15 protein-coding genes are annotated in these 17,493 nt (G+C 56.0%); 11 read left to right on the top strand and 4 right to left on the bottom strand.

What is annotated here, in order from left to right:
- Positions 1 to 118: 118 nt before the first annotated feature.
- A complete protein-coding gene (metF, locus tag PGR10_RS23530) occupies positions 119 to 1,006 on the bottom strand; it encodes a methylenetetrahydrofolate reductase (RefSeq protein ID WP_087858732.1) in 888 nt (295 codons plus the stop codon).
- A 366-nt stretch (positions 1,007 to 1,372) separates the two neighbouring features.
- On the opposite strand from metF, the gene PGR10_RS23525 reads away from it, so the two are divergent.
- Together PGR10_RS23525 and malI are read left to right on the top strand one after the other, a co-directional pair.
- Positions 1,373 to 2,872: a PTS transporter subunit EIIC gene (locus PGR10_RS23525; protein WP_087858733.1), complete on the top strand. Its 1,500-nt coding sequence runs from the start codon at positions 1,373 to 1,375 to the stop codon at positions 2,870 to 2,872.
- 91 nt (positions 2,873 to 2,963) lie between these two features.
- Complete coding sequence (gene malI / locus PGR10_RS23520) at positions 2,964 to 3,980, top strand: Mal regulon transcriptional regulator MalI (protein WP_113374903.1); 1,017 nt, start codon at positions 2,964 to 2,966, stop codon at positions 3,978 to 3,980.
- Positions 3,981 to 4,012: 32 nt separating this feature from the next.
- Here malI and PGR10_RS23515 read toward each other — a convergent pair whose 3' ends face one another.
- Entirely contained in the window at positions 4,013 to 6,445 is a 2,433-nt protein-coding gene (locus tag PGR10_RS23515; RefSeq protein ID WP_045395300.1) for a bifunctional aspartate kinase/homoserine dehydrogenase II, read from the bottom strand.
- 2 nt (positions 6,446 to 6,447) lie between these two features.
- The gene (gene metB, locus PGR10_RS23510; protein ID WP_015368924.1) at positions 6,448 to 7,608 is read right to left on the bottom strand and encodes a cystathionine gamma-synthase; all 1,161 of its coding nucleotides are present in this window, start codon (positions 7,606 to 7,608) and stop codon (positions 6,448 to 6,450) included.
- A 266-nt stretch (positions 7,609 to 7,874) separates the two neighbouring features.
- On the opposite strand from metB, the gene metJ reads away from it, so the two are divergent.
- Entirely contained in the window at positions 7,875 to 8,192 is a 318-nt protein-coding gene (gene metJ, locus PGR10_RS23505) for a met regulon transcriptional regulator MetJ (RefSeq protein WP_004107547.1), read from the top strand.
- 101 nt (positions 8,193 to 8,293) lie between these two features.
- Here metJ and rpmE read toward each other — a convergent pair whose 3' ends face one another.
- The gene (rpmE, locus tag PGR10_RS23500) at positions 8,294 to 8,506 is read right to left on the bottom strand and encodes a 50S ribosomal protein L31 (protein WP_087858736.1); all 213 of its coding nucleotides are present in this window, start codon (positions 8,504 to 8,506) and stop codon (positions 8,294 to 8,296) included.
- 260 nt (positions 8,507 to 8,766) lie between these two features.
- Between rpmE and priA the strand changes: the two genes are divergently transcribed.
- The 8 genes from priA to PGR10_RS23460 all read left to right on the top strand — a co-directional run bounded on the left by priA (position 8,767) and on the right by PGR10_RS23460 (position 17,430).
- Positions 8,767 to 10,962 carry a primosomal protein N' gene (gene priA / locus PGR10_RS23495; RefSeq protein ID WP_430924208.1) on the top strand — a complete coding sequence of 732 codons (2,196 nt, stop codon included), beginning with the start codon at positions 8,767 to 8,769 and terminating at the stop codon, positions 10,960 to 10,962.
- 149 nt (positions 10,963 to 11,111) lie between these two features.
- Positions 11,112 to 12,140 (top strand): DNA-binding transcriptional regulator CytR, encoded by a 1,029-nt coding sequence (cytR, locus tag PGR10_RS23490; RefSeq protein ID WP_015368928.1) that lies wholly within the window; start codon positions 11,112 to 11,114, stop codon positions 12,138 to 12,140.
- A 93-nt stretch (positions 12,141 to 12,233) separates the two neighbouring features.
- Positions 12,234 to 13,202, top strand: coding sequence for a cell division protein FtsN (gene ftsN, locus PGR10_RS23485; RefSeq protein WP_113374899.1), 969 nt, complete (start codon positions 12,234 to 12,236; stop codon positions 13,200 to 13,202).
- A 91-nt stretch (positions 13,203 to 13,293) separates the two neighbouring features.
- Positions 13,294 to 13,824 (top strand): ATP-dependent protease subunit HslV, encoded by a 531-nt coding sequence (gene hslV / locus PGR10_RS23480; RefSeq protein ID WP_015368930.1) that lies wholly within the window; start codon positions 13,294 to 13,296, stop codon positions 13,822 to 13,824.
- 9 nt (positions 13,825 to 13,833) lie between these two features.
- Positions 13,834 to 15,168: an HslU--HslV peptidase ATPase subunit gene (gene hslU / locus PGR10_RS23475; RefSeq protein ID WP_045395296.1), complete on the top strand. Its 1,335-nt coding sequence runs from the start codon at positions 13,834 to 13,836 to the stop codon at positions 15,166 to 15,168.
- A gap of 67 nt (positions 15,169 to 15,235) precedes the next feature.
- On the top strand, positions 15,236 to 16,162 hold the full coding sequence (gene menA / locus PGR10_RS23470; RefSeq protein ID WP_430924211.1) for a 1,4-dihydroxy-2-naphthoate polyprenyltransferase: 927 nt from the start codon (positions 15,236 to 15,238) through the stop codon (positions 16,160 to 16,162).
- A 92-nt stretch (positions 16,163 to 16,254) separates the two neighbouring features.
- The gene (gene rraA / locus PGR10_RS23465; RefSeq protein WP_015703948.1) at positions 16,255 to 16,740 is read left to right on the top strand and encodes a ribonuclease E activity regulator RraA; all 486 of its coding nucleotides are present in this window, start codon (positions 16,255 to 16,257) and stop codon (positions 16,738 to 16,740) included.
- Positions 16,741 to 16,827: 87 nt separating this feature from the next.
- Positions 16,828 to 17,430, top strand: a complete 603-nt coding sequence (locus PGR10_RS23460) for a hypothetical protein (RefSeq protein WP_430924206.1) — start codon at positions 16,828 to 16,830, stop codon at positions 17,428 to 17,430.
- The last annotated feature ends 63 nt before the right edge of the window (positions 17,431 to 17,493 follow it).

Below are 17,493 nucleotides of genomic sequence, written 5' to 3'. Positions count from 1 at the left end.
ATACTCGCTTTGGCGGCAGGTTGCTTAAAGGCAGAGCGCACTTTTCGTGCTAAAAAAGAGGGCGGCGAATTGCAGTTCGCCGCGCCGGGAAGGATGAAACAAGAGGTAAAGCAGGTGATTACGCCGGACGCACGCCCAGAGTATGGCAAATGGCATAGCTCATTTCGGCGCGATTCAGGGTGTAGAAGTGGAAATCTTTCACTCCTTCGCGGCTTAAAATTTTCACCATGTCCATGGCGATATTCGCCCCTACCAGCTGGCGCGTTTCGGCATCGTTATCCAGTCCTTCGAACATTTTCGACATCCAGGTCGGAATACGCACGTTCGTCATATCGGCAAATTTCTTCGCCTGCTTGAAGTTAGAGACCGGCAGAATGCCCGGAATAATTTCCACGTCGATACCGGCGGAGACGCAGCGGTCACGGAAACGCAGGTAGCTTTCGACATCAAAAAAGAACTGAGTGATCGCGCGATTAGCGCCGGCTTCTACTTTACGTTTCAGGTTTAACAGATCGGCCTGCGCGCTTTTGGCTTCCGGATGGACTTCCGGATAGGCAGCGACGGAAATGTCGAAGTCACCCACTTCTTTCAGCAGCGTGACCAGATCGGCGGCGTACATCTCCGGCTTGCCGCTACCCGGCGGCAGGTCACCGCGCAGCGCGACGATATGGCGAATACCGTTGTTCCAGTAATCCTGGGCAATCGCGCGCAGTTCATCGCGGCTGGCGTCGATACAGGTCAGGTGCGGCGCCGCTTCCAGACCGGTGCGGTCTTTAATGCCTTTAATAATGCTGTGGGTGCGGTCGCGCTCGCCGGAGTTCGCCCCGTAGGTGACGGAAACAAACTTTGGCTTCAGGCTGCTTAAGCGATCGATGGATTTCCACAGGGTTTGCTCCATTTCACTGGTACGCGGCGGAAAGAATTCAAAGGACACATTAATCTGGCCCTGGACTTCCGCCAGGCTCTGATTCAGGGCTTCCCGCTGATTGGCGTGAAAAAAGCTCATACCTTACCTCATCAATCGCATTATATTTATCAGTCGTGTTGCGAACTTCTATACGTTTAGACGTCCAGATGTAAAAATGACGGAAAAGCGGGCGGGCGTCAATAGAAAAATCTGCGTAAACAGTGAGGAATTTTCAGTCAAAGTGAAAAAAGTTCATCTGGCGTCAGGCCAGGCGCGCCCTGGCGTTGTTTTCAGATTTTGTCCACAACGTAATTTGAAGTAGTTCAAAAAATCGCACATCTCCCCCCTTGGTACGCCGATTACTATTGCAGCAACGTCAACCTTGATCCACATTAAGTAGAACGTTCTAGTAGAACGTTCTACTTAACATATCATCGCCAATAATATCTATTCGGGGTAATCAGCATGAGTCTGTGGTCAGGGTTCATAAAATCATTATCAAAACTGTCGATGATCGGCCGCGCCTTAATGCTGCCGATTTCGCTCCTCCCGGCCGCCGGCTTGCTGTTGGCCTTTGGGGACAAATTCCATTTACCGCTGATGATGAATGCCGGCGGTATTATTTTCGATAACCTACCGATGCTCTTCGCTATCGGCTCCGCGGTCGGCCTCGCGTCAGAATCCGGTATCGCCGCGCTATCGGCGGCGGTCTCCGTTTTCGTCACCAACATCACCATCGGTACCGTGCTCGGTATCACGCCGGAAATGGCCGCACAGGGCGGGAAATACGCGATGGTGGTCGGCATCCCGACGTTACAGATGGGGGTATTCGGCGGGCTAATCTGCGGGATCCTCGCCGCCTGGTGCTACAACCGTTTCCACACCTTACAATTGCCGGAATTCCTCGGCTTCTTCTCCGGTAAGCGCTTTGTGGCGATCGCCACCGCCTTCCTGTCATTCATCCTCGGCCTGCTGCTACCTTACGTCTGGCAGCATATCCAGGCCGGAATTGATTCCCTGTCGATGGTGATTAACGGCGATAACCAGGCCGCCTCAACCTTTATTTTCGGCCTCGTTGAACGCGCGCTGATCCCGCTTGGCCTGCACCACATCTGGTACCCTTCCTTCTGGTATTCTTTTGGCGATTACACTACCCAGGCAGGCCAGATGATCCACGGCGACCAGACCATCTGGTTTAAGATGCTGGAAGAAGGGGTGAAATCCTTTAGCACCGACAGTTATCAAAACGCCGGCAAATTTATGCAGGGTGAATTCCCGCTGATGCTGTTCGCTCTGCCGGCCGCCTGTCTGGCGATGTATCACGAAGCGCATACTAAAAATAAAAAAATCGCGGCCGGTATTCTCTTCTCCGCCGCGCTGACCTGCTTCCTGACCGGCATCACCGAACCCGTCGAATTCACCTTTATCTTCGTGGCGCCGATTCTGTACGTCTTTAACGCCATTATGGCTGGGCTCTCGTACATGACCATGTACCTGCTGCACGCGCATATCGCCAAGTCGTTCTCCGCCGGGCTTATCGACTATATCTCCTTCGGTATTTTGCCTTCCATGAACGGCTATCAGACAAACTTCCTCAGCGCGGTGATTGTTGGCGTGCCGATGGCGCTGATTTATTATTTCACCTTCCGTTTCGTGATCCGCCGCTTCGATGTGAAAACGCCGGGACGTACCGATATCACCGTAACGGCCAATGATAAAACCGACACCGAACTGGCAACCGAAATAGTCAGCCTGCTCGGCGGTTCGCAGAATATCGACTCGGTTGGCGCCTGCATCACCCGCTTGCGTCTGGAGGTTGCCGAACGCGATGCGGTAGATAAAGACGGCCTCAACAGTATCGGCGCGCGCGGCGTAGTCTTCGTCGGTGATAACGGCATCCAGATAATTTTTGGCGCCAGGGCGCAATTTATCGCCCAAACCATGTCGGGGATGATTGGCAAATAAGCAGAAGATGTTATGGTGTGGAAGATCGCTTGTCCCGGAGAAGCGATCTTCTGCTATCTGACTGTCATATAACAGTTTTCATGGAGCGATTTTGAAGAAAGTCAGCATTATAGATGTGGCGAAACTGGCCGGAGTTTCCGTTTCTACGGTCTCGCTGGTATTACGTCAAAAAGGGAAGATTTCCGACGCCACCATCGAAAAAGTCAATGCTGCCATCCAGGAGCTCGGCTATGTGCATAACGTCGCCGCCGCCAACCTTCGCGCCAACACCACCAATCTGATCGGCCTGATTCTTCGCGATTTCAACGACAGTTTTTCCATCAAAGTGATGGCCAATATCGTGCAGGAACTGGAGAAACAGGGCTACATGGTTTTTCTCGGTCAGCCGCTTAACGATAGCGACTATCTGGATCGCTGCCTGCTGTCATTTAAACAACAAGGCGTCGCCGGCGTGATTTATCTTGATGCTGATACCACCAGCAATACGCTGCCAGCAGCGCTGCTGCGTTGCCCGCTACCGCTAGTGGCCGTCTCGCAAACGCCGTTAATCGACAACCGCGATCGCGTGGTCCGCGATAACCGTCAGGCCGCGAGCATCGCCGCGCGTTATCTGATCGAGCGCGGCCATCGCTACATTGCCTATATCGGCGGTCAGGAAAACGATCTCATCCGCCAGCAGCGATTGCTCGGCTTTTACAGCACGCTAGAGAAAAACGGCATGGCGGTGCGCGAAGAGTTTGCGCCTGCCTGTCACGACAACACGCAGGCCGCGAGTATCGCCACCCGTCAGCTACTGGAACAGAACAACGCTATTACCGCGCTGCTGTGCCATTCGCCGGACGCGATGATTGGCTGTCTCAACGGTATTCATCAGGTGGGGCGGACGGTAGGTAAAGATGTTTTTCTTACCCAGCAGGTGGCGCTGGTGGGTTTCGAAGATATGATGCATGTGAATTTGACCTCGCCGTCCTTTACCTATGTCTCCTCCGCCAGCGAAGAGACCGGCCGTCAGGCCGCCGCGTTAATTATCCGCAAGATCAAAGAACCCACGCTGCCGACGCAGCATATCACCCTCTCCGGGCAGCTCGTCGCGCGGGAATCCGCATAATGAAGGCCGGCCCAGCGGGCCGGCTTGAGAGATTACAGCAGTTGCGCCAGACGGTTAATATCTGACTGAATCGCCCCGGCGGTAACATCGCGACCCGCGCCTGGCCCACGAATCACCATTGGGTTATCGCGATACCAGCGACTCTCGATAGCGAAGACGTTATCGCACGGCAGCAGCGCCGCCAGCGGATGTTCCTGACGCACCGCTTCGACCCCGACGCGTGCTTTACCGTTGGCATCAAAACGCGCCACGTAACGCAACACCAGCCCCATTTCACGGGCGGCTTCAAGGCGCTGCAGCATCTGTTCGTTCAGCTCTTCGCCGTTCTCAAAGAAGTGGTCAACCGAGCCCTCTTCGCAATGCGCCGGAACCAGCGATTCCACGCGCACCTGATCCGGCTCGATATTGTAACCAGCTTCGCGCGCCAGGATCACCAGCTTGCGCATCACGTCTTTACCTGACAGGTCAACGCGCGGGTCCGGTTCGGTCAGCCCTTGCTGCCAGGCCTGATCCACCAGTTCGGTAAATGGCACCGTGCCGTCAAACTGCAGGAACAGCCAGGAGAGCGTACCGGAGAAGATACCGCTCAGCCCCAGGATGGTATCGCCGCTATCGATGAGATCGCGCACCGTATGGTTAACCGGCAAGCCTGCGCCGACGGTGGCGTTATACAGCCAGTGACGGCCGGTTTTTTCGAAGGCGTCGTGGATCTGGCGATATTTATCGCTGCTGCTGGCGCCCGCCAGCTTATTGGCGCTGATCACGTGGAAGCCGTGGCTGGCGAAATCCAGATACTGATCGGCCAGCTGTTCGCTGGCGGTCACGTCCAGCACTACTAAATCATCATAAGGGTGCGCGCGCATCCACAGGAATAGCGACTCTTCATCCTGCTCAACCGCTTCATCTTCAAAGAATGCCAATGCGCGACTGGCATCCAGGCCTTCATAGTTCAGCAGGCTACGGCGGCTATCCACCACCCCGGCCAGCAGGAACTCAAAGCCGGTACGGGCGGAAAGCGTGCTCTGCTCGCGCGCGAACAACTCCAGCCAGCGGGAACCGATATTGCCTTTGCCGAACAGCACCAGACCGATGCGTTTTTCAGCACGGAACACGGAATGATGCAGCCCCTGAATCAGGCTCTCGGTTGGGCCGGCGCGCAGTACCGCCACCAGGCTGATACCCTCTTCCGATTGCCAGGTAAACTCTACCGGCTGCCCTTTCAATTGCTGCCAGAAACGGTGGCAGTGCAATGGATTGCGGGTCACGCCCGCGCCGACCATCGCGACCAGCGCCAGCTTCTGGCGCAGACGCAGCTCGCCCGGCAGGCCCGCCTCGTCCAGCAGCTTCAGCGCGCTATCGGCCACCTCAGAGGTGTAACAGAACTGCAGCAGCTTACGGTCGGCATGCACGCCCACCGCCAGCGGGCGCAGCTGCGCGCGTTTGAAAATCTGATCCAGCTCTTTATGCGCCAGCTTGAAATCCTGCCCGGCAGGCACCTGGAATTCAATCAGGCAGACGTCGTCGTGACTGGTGACAATACGCGCGCCGGTGCCGGATGCCAGCACGCGCTCAATGCGCGTCGAACCCTGGTCGGGGGTGTAGCTGCAGCGCAGCTGTAAATCGATATCGCTGCCGGAAACCGGCTGTAGCGTACGCGCGTGCAGCACCGGCGCCGCCAGGCGAGCCAGCTCGCTGGCTTCATCAAGACGCAGCAGCGGCAGCAGGCACGCATCTTTCACTTTACGCGGGTCGGCGCTATAGACCCCGGCCACATCGCTCCAGATGGTGACGCGGGAGACCCCGGCCAGCGCGCCAATTTGGGTGGCGGAGTAGTCGGAACCGTTACGGCCCAGCAGCACGGTTTCTCCGGCATTGTTGCGGGCGATAAAGCCGGTCACCACCAGCCGTTTGTTGGGGTGCTGCGCCATCAACTGTTGTAACAACGGGTAGGACAAGCCTTCATCAACCTGCGGCTGCGCGGCACGTTCCGCGCGCAGGAAAGCGCGCGCGTCCAGCCAGGCGGCTTCAACGCCAAGGTGGTTCAGTACCGCCGCCATCAGGCGCGCGGACCACACTTCGCCATGGCCGACAACTTCGGCATATACCGCATCGGTGACGCCGCTATCCAGCAGACCCGCCAGACGTTCAAGATCGTGAATAAACGTCGCGATCAGCGCGTCAGCGGCGTCCGCTGGCAACAGGCCGGCGATCAGATCCATTTGATAGCGACGCAGCGCTTGTTGCACCTGATGCGCAGAAAGACGATCGGTCTGGCTTAGCTGCAGCCAGCTAATCAGCTGGTTGGTGGTGCTACCGGCGGCTGAGACGACCATCATATCGCCTGCCTGCGCATAGTCCGTCATGATCCCGGCGACGCGCAGGTAACATTTCGCATCCGCTAAACTACTCCCACCAAATTTGTGCAGCTGACGACCCTTCGCCCCTGCCTGCGCAATCACACTCATCTTTATTCCTCGTTTGCTGCCCGGAAGCCATTTTCCAGGTCGGCAATTAAATCTTCACCATCTTCAATACCGGTCGAAATACGCAGGAGCGTTTCCGAGATCCCTGCCGCCGCACGCGCTTCCGGCGCCATGCCCGCATGCGTCATCGTCGCCGCATGGGAAATCAGGCTCTCAACGCCCCCCAACGATTCCGCCAGCGTAAAGAGCGATAAACCGCTCAAGAAGCGACGCAGCGTCTGCTCATCGCCATCGAGCTCGAAGCTTAGCATCGCTCCAAAACCTTTTTGCTGACGCGCTGCAATCTCGTGCCCCTGGTTTTCCGGCAGGGACGGATGATACAGCTTTTTCACCAGCGGCTGGGTTTTCAGATAGTCGACTATCGCCTGCGCGTTGCGCTGCGCCACTTCCATTCGCGGAGAAAGGGTACGCAAACCACGCAATAACAGATAGCTATCAAACGCCCCGCCGGTGACGCCGATATTATTCGCCCACCATGCCAGTTCGGTGACAGTTTCAGGATCTTTGGCAATCACCACCCCGGCGACCACATCAGAGTGGCCGTTGAGATATTTGGTGCACGAATGCAACACCAGATCGGCGCCCAGCGCCAGCGGATTTTGCAACGCCGGGCTCAGGAAGGTGTTATCCACCACGCTCACCGCGCCGGCTTCACGCGCCAGCCCGCAGATTTTCGCAATATCGACCACCCGCAGCAATGGGTTGCTCGGGCTTTCGACCAGCACCAGCTTCGGTTGTTCCGCTAATGCTTCACGTAATGCCTGCTCATCGCTTTGATCGACAAAGCGCACGCGATAGCAGCCGCGTTTCGCCAGGCTGTCAAACAGACGATAGCTACCGCCATAACAGTCGTGCGGCGCCACCAGCAGATCGCCCGGTTTCAGGAACACCGTGGTCACCAGCAGGATAGCCGACATTCCGGTATTGGTCAGTACCGCGCCCGCGCCGCCTTCCAGTTCCGCCAGCGCGCGCTGTACGACATCGCGAGTCGGGTTGCCGCGACGGGAATAATCGTGGGCGCGAGGTTCATTGAAACCGGTGAAATTATAGGTGCTGGAGAGGTGAATCGGCGGGACAACGCAACCGTACTGTTCGTCGTCATTTAAACCGCTACGCACTGCAATGGTGGCCTGTTTACGCGTCATGTTTGGACAGTTCCTGGGCTGTTCGGTGAGAAGTCAGGCCTCAGAGTAATCATTGTCACAATAGACGTCAATACATCTGGACATCTAAACTTCTTTGCGTATAGATTGAGCAAAAGACAAATAGCCGTTAAAATTATATGCATTAGCGCACGTCGGCGGCGGCTTATCTCATGTCGGAAAGCGCGCTCATACGGTAAACTACGCGCAATTATGGCCGGGCGTAATGTTCTGGCCCTTAACTAATAAACAGAGGATTAAGGTATCTCATGGCTGAATGGAGCGGCGAATATATCAGCCCATACGCTGAGCACGGTAAGAAGAGTGAGCAAGTAAAAAAAATTACGGTTTCCATTCCTCTGAAGGTGTTAAAGATCCTCACCGATGAACGCACGCGTCGTCAGGTGAACAACCTGCGTCACGCCACAAATAGCGAACTGCTGTGCGAGGCGTTCCTGCATGCCTTTACCGGTCAACCGTTACCTAACGATGAAGACCTGCGTAAAGAGCGCAGCGATGAAATCCCGGAAGCGGCGAAAGAGATTATGCGTGAACTGGGTATCGACCCGGATACGTGGGAATACTAAGACATAAAAAAAGCGGAAGACATCTTCCGCTTTTTTTATCCCTCGGCGTTGCCAGACGAAGGATACAAAAAAGCCGCCCTGAGGCGGCTCTTTCTGGCAACTTACTTGCTGCCCGGGATGCTGAAGCGCTTGTTGAAGCGGTCAACACGGCCACCGGTAGCAACATCACGCTGTTTGCCGGTGTAGAACGGGTGGCATTTACCGCACACGTCGAGGTTCAGGTCGTGACCAACGGTGGAACGGATTTTCATGACATTACCGCAAGAACAGGTAGCAGTAATTTCTTCGTAATTTGGGTGAATACCTTTTTTCATGGGAGAACCTCAGTTAAGGCCGCGTCGCTCTTCCAGCCCTAACGCCAGACACCACGCGATATTAATAATTTCCCGACGACCTTCGCACAGCTGGCGCATACCAGCTTAACGAATTTCCCGGGTTTTGGGATGTTTGATGCGGCATAAAGCGCACCAAAGGCGGCGAATCATACAGAATTTGACCAGCAGATGCAAACTTATCCGCGTCGCCTTCGGTAATGTGTATACTATCCCGCCAGATTTCAAGTCAGGAAGATTCCATGTCCGTCGCTCATGTCGCCCTGCCCGTTCCGCTGCCCCGCACCTTTGACTATTTGTTGCCTGAAGGCATCCTGGTCAAAGCAGGCTGTCGCGTACGCGTGCCGTTCGGCAAACAGGAGCGAATCGGTATCGTGGTGTCGGTCAGCGAGCGTAGCGAACTCCCGCTCGCCGAACTCAAACCGGTCGCCGAAGCGCTGGATAGCGAACCGGTTTTTCCCTCTACCGTCTGGCGCATGTTGCTATGGGCCGCGGATTACTATCATCATCCCATCGGCGATGTGCTGTTCCACGCGCTGCCGATTATGCTGCGCCAGGGCAAACCGGCCAGCGCCGCGCCAATGTGGTACTGGTTTGCGACGGAACAGGGACAAGCGCTGGATATCAACAGCCTTAAACGCTCGCCGAAACAGCAGCAGGCGCTGGCAGCGCTGCGCCAGGGCAAAATCTGGCGCTATCAGGTCGCAAAACTTGAATTCAATGACGCGGCGCTACAGGCGCTGCGCGGCAAAGGGCTGGCGGAGTTGGCCAGCGAATCCCCAGCCATTAGCGATTGGCGGACCAGCTTCGCTGTGCCCGGCGAACGGCTGCGCCTGAATACCGAGCAGGCGACCGCCGTCGGGGCAATTCATAGCGCCTCGGACCGTTTTTCCGCCTGGCTGCTGGCGGGTATTACCGGCTCAGGGAAAACGGAAGTCTATCTTAGCGTACTGGAGAACGTGCTGGCGCAGGGTCGGCAGGCGCTGGTAATGGTGCCGGAAATCGGCCTGACGCCGCAGACTATCGCCCGCTTCCGCCAGCGTTTTAACGCTCCGGTGGAGGTCCTGCATTCGGGTCTCAACGACAGCGAGCGCCTCGCATCATGGTTAAAGGCGAAAAATGGCGAAGCGGCGATCGTCATCGGCACCCGCTCGTCGCTGTTTACGCCGTTTAAAGACCTCGGCGTTATTGTCATCGACGAAGAACACGATAGCTCCTATAAACAGCAGGAAGGCTGGCGATATCACGCTCGCGACCTGGCAGTTTGGCGCGCCCATAGCGAACAGATCCCGATTATCCTCGGCTCGGCAACCCCGGCGCTGGAGACGCTCTATAACGTACGCCAGCGTAAGTACCGTGAGTTAAAGCTGACGAAACGCGCGGGCAATGCCCGTCCGGCACAGCAGCACGTGCTGGATTTAAAAGGCCAGCAGTTGCAGGCGGGCCTATCGCCTGCGCTGATTAACCGCATGCGACAGCATCTGCAGGCCGACAATCAGGTGATCCTGTTTTTGAACCGCCGCGGTTTCGCCCCGGCGCTACTGTGCCACGACTGCGGCTGGATAGCGGAGTGCCCGCGCTGCGATAGTTACTACACCCTGCATCAGGCGCAGCACCATCTGCGCTGCCACCACTGCGACAGCCAGCGCCCCATTCCACGCCAATGTCCTTCCTGCGGATCGACACACCTGGTGCCAGTGGGTCTCGGGACCGAACAGCTGGAGCAGGCTCTGGCGCCGATGTTCCCTGATGTGCCAATCTCACGTATCGACCGCGATACCACCAGCCGTAAAGGGGCGCTGGAGCAATATCTTGCCGACGTCCATCGCGGCGGCGCGCGCATTCTGATTGGCACCCAAATGCTGGCTAAGGGACATCATTTCCCGGACGTCACTCTGGTGTCGCTGCTGGATGTCGACGGCGCGCTGTTTTCCGCCGATTTCCGCTCGGCGGAGCGTTTTGCCCAGCTCTATACCCAGGTCTCCGGCCGTGCCGGGCGCGCGGGCAAACAGGGTGAAGTAATCCTGCAAACCCACCATCCGGAACACCCGCTGCTGCAGACCCTGCTGTATAAAGGCTACGATGCGTTTGCCGAGCAGGCGCTGGCGGAACGGCAAACCATGCAGCTACCGCCGTGGACCAGTCACGTGCTGATCCGCGCCGAAGACCATAATAACCAGCAGGCGCCGCTGTTTTTACAGCAGTTACGTAACCTGCTGCAGGCCAGTCCACTAGCCGATGATAAACTGTGGGTACTCGGCCCGGTTCCCGCGCTGGCGCCAAAGCGCGGCGGTCGCTGGCGCTGGCAAATTCTGCTGCAGCACCCTTCCCGCATACGTCTACAGCATATCGTTAGCGGTACGCTGGCGTTGATAAACACCTTGCCGGAAGCGCGTAAAGTGAAGTGGGTGCTGGATGTCGATCCTATTGAAGGCTAAGTCTTCTCTTGCGAGGCGGATCGAAAAATTCAACAACCGTCACGTTTTTCATGAAAATTCTGTAACTCTCAGGCTGTACTATCTGTTAAAAATGTTGCTGATGTCAGCACGCAAGGGATGTGTCTGCGCAGTCAGCGAGGAGAAACCAGGTGAAGCCCAAAAAACAAATGGTTGCCGCCACCATGAAAGACGTCGCCCTGAAGGCAAACGTTTCAACGGCAACCGTATCCCGTGCGCTAATGAATCCCGACAAAGTGTCGCAGGCAACCCGCAGTCGGGTGGAGCAGGCGGCGCAGGAAGTCGGCTATTTACCGCAATCGCTCGGGCGTAACATGAAACGCAATGAGTCGCGGACGATCCTTGTGATCGTGCCGGATATTTGCGATCCCTTCTTCAGTGAGGTGATTCGCGGCATTGAAGTGACCGCCGCCGACGAAGGCTATCTGGTGCTGATCGGCGATTGCGCCCATCAGAATCAGAAAGAAAAAACCTTTATTGATCTCATTATCACCAAACAAATTGACGGTATGGTGCTGCTGAGCTCGCGCCTGCCGTTCGACGCCAGCGTCGAAGAGCAGCGTAATTTGCCGCCGATGGTCATGTCGAACGAGTTTGCGCCGGAGCTGGAGCTCCCTACCGTGCATATCGATAACCTGACCGCCGCGTTTAATGCCGTTAATTATCTCCACGAACTGGGGCATCAACGTATCGGCTGTATCGCCGGGCCGGAGGATATGCCGCTGTGCCATTACCGGCTGCAGGGATACGTTCAGGCGCTGCGCCGCAGCGGTATCACCGTCGATCCGCACTACATCGCCCGCGGCAACTTTACCTTTGAAGCCGGGGCCAACGCGCTGGAGCAACTGCTGGCGCAGCCGGTGCCGCCGACGGCGGTCTTTTGCCATAGCGACGTTATGGCGCTGGGCGCGTTGTCGCTGGCCAAACGTCGCGGCCTGAGGGTGCCGGAAGATTTATCGATTGTTGGGTTTGATAACATCGCGTTGTCTGAATTTTGCGATCCACCGTTAACCACCGTTTCACAGCCGCGTTTTGATATCGGCCGTGAAGGAATGCTGCTTTTACTCGAGCAAATGCAGGGCCGTAACGTCAACAGCGGCTCGCGTCTGCTCGATTGCGAACTGATCGTTCGCGGCAGTACGCAAAAAATCAGACGATAACCATCAGGCTTTCGGGCCTGCTCTTCTGGTCAAAGGCCCGCCGCTTAAGTAACATGGCGGGCTGACGAACGAATATAAGACAGCGAAACGATAGTGGCACAACGAGATTATGTACGCCGCAGCCAACCGGCTCCTTCGCGGCGCAAAAAGAGCAGCTCCCGAAGCTCAAGGAACAAGCAAAGCAGCCTTCCGGCGATTTCACCGACTATGGTTGCGATCGCAGCGGCCGTGCTGGTGGCCTTTATCGGTGGTCTGTATTTCATTACCCATCACAAGAAAGAAGAAGCGGAAGCGCTGCAGAACCGTCAGGCGGCAGGCAATGGTCTCCCGCCGAAGCCGGAAGAGCGTTGGCGTTATATTAAAGAGCTGGAAAGCCGCCAGCCGGGCGTTCGCGCGCCGACTGAGCCAACCGCCGGCGGCGAAGTGATGAAACCCGAGCAGCTTACCGACGAGCAGCGCCAGTTGCTGGCGCAAATGCAGGCGGATATGCGTCAGCAGCCCACGCAGCTGACCGAAGTGCCGTGGAACGAACAAACGCCGGCGCAGCGTCAGCAGACGCTGCAGCGTCAACGTCTGGCACAGCAACAGCAGCAGGCGCAGCAGCAACAGTGGGCGCAGACTCAGCAGCAAACTGTGCAGCAACAGCCGCGCGTCCAGCAGCCGAAGCCGGTGCAGCAACAGCAGCCGAAGCAAACCGCGTCCAACCAGCAGCCGTACCAGGATCTGCTGCAGACGCCGGCGCATAACACCACCGCGCAACCGAAAAGCCAGGCCGCCGCGCCGGTCGCCCGCGTGGAGGAAGCGCCGAAAGCCGCAGCCGCCGAAAAGAAAGACGATCGCAGCTGGATGGTTCAGTGTGGTTCCTTTAAAGGCGCTGAGCAGGCCGAAACCGTACGCGCTCAGTTGGCCTTTGAGGGCTTTGCTTCGCATATCACCACCAACAACGGCTGGAACCGGGTGGTGATTGGGCCGCTGAAAGGCAAAGAGAACGCCAACGATATGATCAACCGTCTCAAGATGGCCGGGCACGCAAACTGCATTCGTCTCGCCGCCAGGGGTTGAAACCCCAAAAATCCCCCCCATCTATAATTGCATTCTGCCCCGCGTAACGCGCGGGGCCCCTATTCCGCTTTTGCAACCAAGGGGTCTGCTCGTGACAACAATAGTTAGTGTTCGCCGTAACGGCCATGTCGTTATCGCCGGTGATGGCCAGGCCACGCTGGGCAACACCGTGATGAAAGGCAACGTGAAGAAAGTGCGTCGTCTGTACAACGACAAAGTGATCGCTGGTTTCGCTGGCGGCACCGCTGACGCCTTCACCCTGTTCGAACTTTTCGAACGTAAGCTCGAGATGCATCAGGGCCATCTGGTGAAAGCCGCCGTTGAGCTGGCGAAAGACTGGCGTACCGACCGCATGCTGCGCAAACTGGAAGCGTTGCTCGCCGTCGCTGACGAAAATGCGTCGCTTATCATCACCGGTAACGGCGACGTGGTTCAGCCAGAAAACGATTTGATTGCGATTGGCTCCGGCGGGCCATATGCCCAGGCCGCCGCTCGCGCGCTGCTGGAAAACACCGAAATGGGCGCTCGCGACATCGCCGAGAAAGCGTTGGATATTGCAGGGGATATCTGCATCTATACCAACCACTTCCACACCATCGAAGAATTACCTTCTAAAGCGTAAGGATCTCCCATGTCTGAAATGACCCCACGCGAAATTGTCAGCGAACTGGACAAACATATTATCGGCCAGGACGCAGCCAAGCGTTCTGTTGCTATCGCCCTGCGAAACCGCTGGCGCCGTATGCAGCTTAATGAAGAGCTGCGTCATGAAGTCACGCCGAAAAACATTCTGATGATAGGCCCGACCGGCGTCGGTAAAACCGAAATCGCCCGTCGTCTGGCGAAACTGGCCAACGCGCCGTTCATCAAAGTTGAAGCGACCAAGTTCACCGAAGTGGGCTATGTTGGTAAAGAAGTGGACTCCATCATCCGCGATCTGACCGACGCCGCGATCAAAATGGTCCGCATGCAGTCCATCGATAAAAACCGTTATCGCGCCGAAGAAATGGCCGAAGAGCGTATCCTCGACGTACTGATCCCGCCGGCGAAAAATAACTGGGGCCAGGCTGAACAGCCGCAGGAACCTTCCGCTGCGCGCCAGGCATTCCGCAAGAAACTGCGCGAAGGCCAGCTTGACGACAAAGAGATCGAAATCGACCTCGCCGCGGCGCCGATGGGCGTTGAAATCATGTCCCCTCCGGGCATGGAAGAGATGACCAGCCAGCTGCAGTCCATGTTCCAGAACCTGGGCGGCCAGAAACAAAAACCGCGTAAGCTGAAAATCAAAGACGCGATGAAGCTGCTTATCGAAGAAGAAGCGGCGAAGCTGGTTAACCCGGAAGAGCTGAAGCAAGAAGCTATCGACGCCGTTGAACAGCACGGGATCGTGTTTATCGACGAAATCGACAAAATCTGTAAGCGCGGCGGCAACTCCTCCGGCCCGGATGTGTCTCGTGAAGGCGTTCAGCGCGACCTGCTGCCGCTGGTGGAAGGCTGCACCGTCTCCACTAAACACGGGATGGTGAAAACCGATCACATTCTGTTTATCGCCTCCGGCGCATTCCAGGTCGCCAGCCCATCAGATTTGATCCCGGAACTGCAGGGCCGTCTGCCGATCCGCGTTGAGCTGAAAGCGCTGACCACCCATGATTTCGAACGTATTCTGACCGAGCCGAATGCTTCCATCACCGTGCAGTACAAAGCGCTGATGGCCACCGAAGGCGTGAATATCGAATTCACTGAAGATGGTATCAAGCGTATCGCTCAGGCGGCATGGCAGGTTAACGAAACCACCGAAAATATCGGCGCGCGTCGCCTGCACACGGTGCTGGAACGTCTGATCGAAGACATCTCTTATGATGCCAGCGAAATGAACGGCCAGACGGTGACCATCGACGGTGATTATGTCGGTAAACACCTGGATGTTCTGGTGGCAGATGAAGATCTGAGCCGTTTTATCCTATAATCCGGTTCAATGCATTTTCATCACACACGATGGGGCTATGATAGCCCCATTTTTTTGGCTGAAAGAAATGACTGAACAACCGATAACACGCACCAGGGCCTGGCTTGAAAGCCTGCGTCCCAAAACATTACCTCTGGCGTTCGCCGCTATCGTCGTCGGCACCGCGTTGGCGTGGCAGCAAGGCCACTTCGATCCGCTGGTCGCGCTGCTGGCGCTTATTACCGCTGGTTTGCTGCAAATTTTATCTAATCTCGCCAATGATTATGGCGACGCCGTTAAAGGCAGCGATAAACCTGACCGTATCGGGCCGCTGCGCGGAATGCAAAAAGGCGCCATCACCCAATCGCAGATGAAACGCGCGCTGATCGTAACGGTAGCGCTGATTTGCCTTTCCGGCCTGGCGTTGCTGTTCTCCGCCTGGCAGACAATGGCGGACTTCATCGGCTTTATGGTGCTCGGCGGGTTGTCTATTGTCGCGGCTATCACTTATACCGTCGGCACGCGTCCTTACGGCTATATTGGCCTTGGCGATATCTCGGTGCTGGTTTTCTTCGGCTGGCTGAGCGTTGTCGGCAGTTGGTATCTGCAGGCGCACAGCATCGACGCGGTTATTTTCCTGCCCGCTACCGCCTGTGGCCTGCTGGCCGCCGCGGTGCTGAATATCAATAACCTGCGCGATATCGATAGCGACCGTTCGAACGGTAAAAATACGTTGGCGGTCCGTCTGGGGCCAATTAACGCTCGCCGTTATCACAGCGTCCTGCTGCTCGGCGCTCCGCTGTGCCTGGCGCTGTTTAACCTGCTGGCGCTGCGCAGCCTGTGGGGCTGGCTGTTTATTCTCGCCATTCCGCTACTGGTGAAACAGGCGCGTTTCGTCATGCGTGAGCGCGAACCGGTGGCGATGCGTCCGATGCTCGAACGCACGGTCAAAGCGGCATTATTAACCAACCTGCTGTTTGTCATCGGGATTATCGGCAGTAAGCTGGCGGCATAACTGACAAATATCAATTAACAATTGATGATTTTGCAAACAATGCAGTTCACGGGATATACTAAAAATTCTCGCAGCAACTGAACGTTAAGCCTATGAAATACGATACTTCCGAGCTTTGCGACATCTACCAGGAAGATGTCAATGTCGTGGAACCGCTGTTTTCCAACTTTGGAGGGCGGTCGTCGTTTGGTGGACAGATCATTACGGTAAAATGTTTCGAGGATAACGGGTTGCTCTACGATCTGCTCGAGCAGAATGGCCGTGGTCATATTCTCCTTATCGACGGCGGCGGTTCCGTACGACGCGCGTTAATTGACGCAGACCTGGCGCGTCTGGCGGTACAGAACGAATGGGAAGGGCTGGTGGTCTATGGCGCGGTGCGCCAGGTTGACGACCTGGAAGATTTAGATATCGGTATCCAGGCGTTAGCCGCCATTCCTGTGGCCGCTGCTGGGGAAGGTATCGGCGAAAGCGACGTGCGCGTCAACTTCGGCGGCGTTACCTTCTTCTCCGGCGATCATCTGTATGCTGACAATACCGGTATCATCCTTTCCGAGGATGCGCTGGATATCGAATAGCACTAGCATTGAAAGGCAGGCGCAGCCTGCCTTTTCTTTATAACCAGGATGGTTAATCGCTCACACAAGCGCAAAGGAGTGCATGACTTGCGTGAAATACTCTATTTCCTCAGCTTTATTTCGATACCATGGCTACTATATCGAGGATTTCGCATCCTGATTTTAGCCCAACCGCCCTATGCCCTTGCTGCGTCATTACGCTTAGGAGCAGCTTTCATTATATTTATCGGTGCGGTATCTCTTCCACGTAACGCTGCGACCTTTGAAAAGGAATATAAAGAAATCATTGGCTATCCATCGACCCAGGTAACATTGCAATTCGTGACGCTGGACAATTCGCAAAAACAACAAATTTTGCGAGAGATGGCAAAATACTTTTCAGATACCGAAAAGATAATAATAGTTATGCAAAAGAAAGTGACGGGAAAAAATGTAAGAAGATGGGATGAAGCAACTAATCCCCATCGCCCATACAGAACCTGGCACGATACGATTCCTACACGCTACCGCTGGAAAGAAAACCGGCTTGAGATAGCCACCGGCAGACCACTTGAAGATGACGAAATAGATACTTTAGAAGCGGAGTTAAAATTAACAATCGCGCAAGAAAATCATTCTGTTTTTTCTGAGCTGTTAAGCCAATCGCTAGAAAATTATCATTTGCAACGCAAGGTTCAATTTCGCCCTTGAAATCGAATCCCACGCTTGTCGATAAATAGCATACCGAGCATGGCTCGCTCGGTTTTATACGCT

Origin of the sequence: Klebsiella sp. 141198 (assembly GCF_050600785.1) — a bacterium.
In the GTDB taxonomy this organism is placed as follows: Bacteria; Pseudomonadota; Gammaproteobacteria; order Enterobacterales; family Enterobacteriaceae; genus Klebsiella; species Klebsiella aerogenes.
The sequence above is the reverse complement of the archived record's forward strand: the minus strand, read 5'-3'. Positions and strand labels throughout refer to the sequence as shown.

Bases quoted from the DNA above. Each gene is read 5' to 3' on its own strand.
- rraA (WP_015703948.1), top strand. From the start codon at position 16,255: ATGAAATACGATACTTCCGAGCTTTGCGACATCTACCAGGAAGATGTC.
- priA (WP_430924208.1), top strand. From the start codon at position 8,767: ATGTCCGTCGCTCATGTCGCCCTGCCCGTTCCGCTGCCCCGCACCTTT.
- hslU (WP_045395296.1), top strand. From the start codon at position 13,834: ATGTCTGAAATGACCCCACGCGAAATTGTCAGCGAACTGGACAAACAT.
- metJ (WP_004107547.1), top strand. From the start codon at position 7,875: ATGGCTGAATGGAGCGGCGAATATATCAGCCCATACGCTGAGCACGGT.
- PGR10_RS23515 (WP_045395300.1), bottom strand. From the start codon at position 6,445: ATGAGTGTGATTGCGCAGGCAGGGGCGAAGGGTCGTCAGCTGCACAAA.
- rpmE (WP_087858736.1), bottom strand. From the start codon at position 8,506: ATGAAAAAAGGTATTCACCCAAATTACGAAGAAATTACTGCTACCTGT.
- metF (WP_087858732.1), bottom strand. From the start codon at position 1,006: ATGAGCTTTTTTCACGCCAATCAGCGGGAAGCCCTGAATCAGAGCCTG.
- metB (WP_015368924.1), bottom strand. From the start codon at position 7,608: ATGACGCGTAAACAGGCCACCATTGCAGTGCGTAGCGGTTTAAATGAC.
- menA (WP_430924211.1), top strand. From the start codon at position 15,236: ATGACTGAACAACCGATAACACGCACCAGGGCCTGGCTTGAAAGCCTG.
- PGR10_RS23525 (WP_087858733.1), top strand. From the start codon at position 1,373: ATGAGTCTGTGGTCAGGGTTCATAAAATCATTATCAAAACTGTCGATG.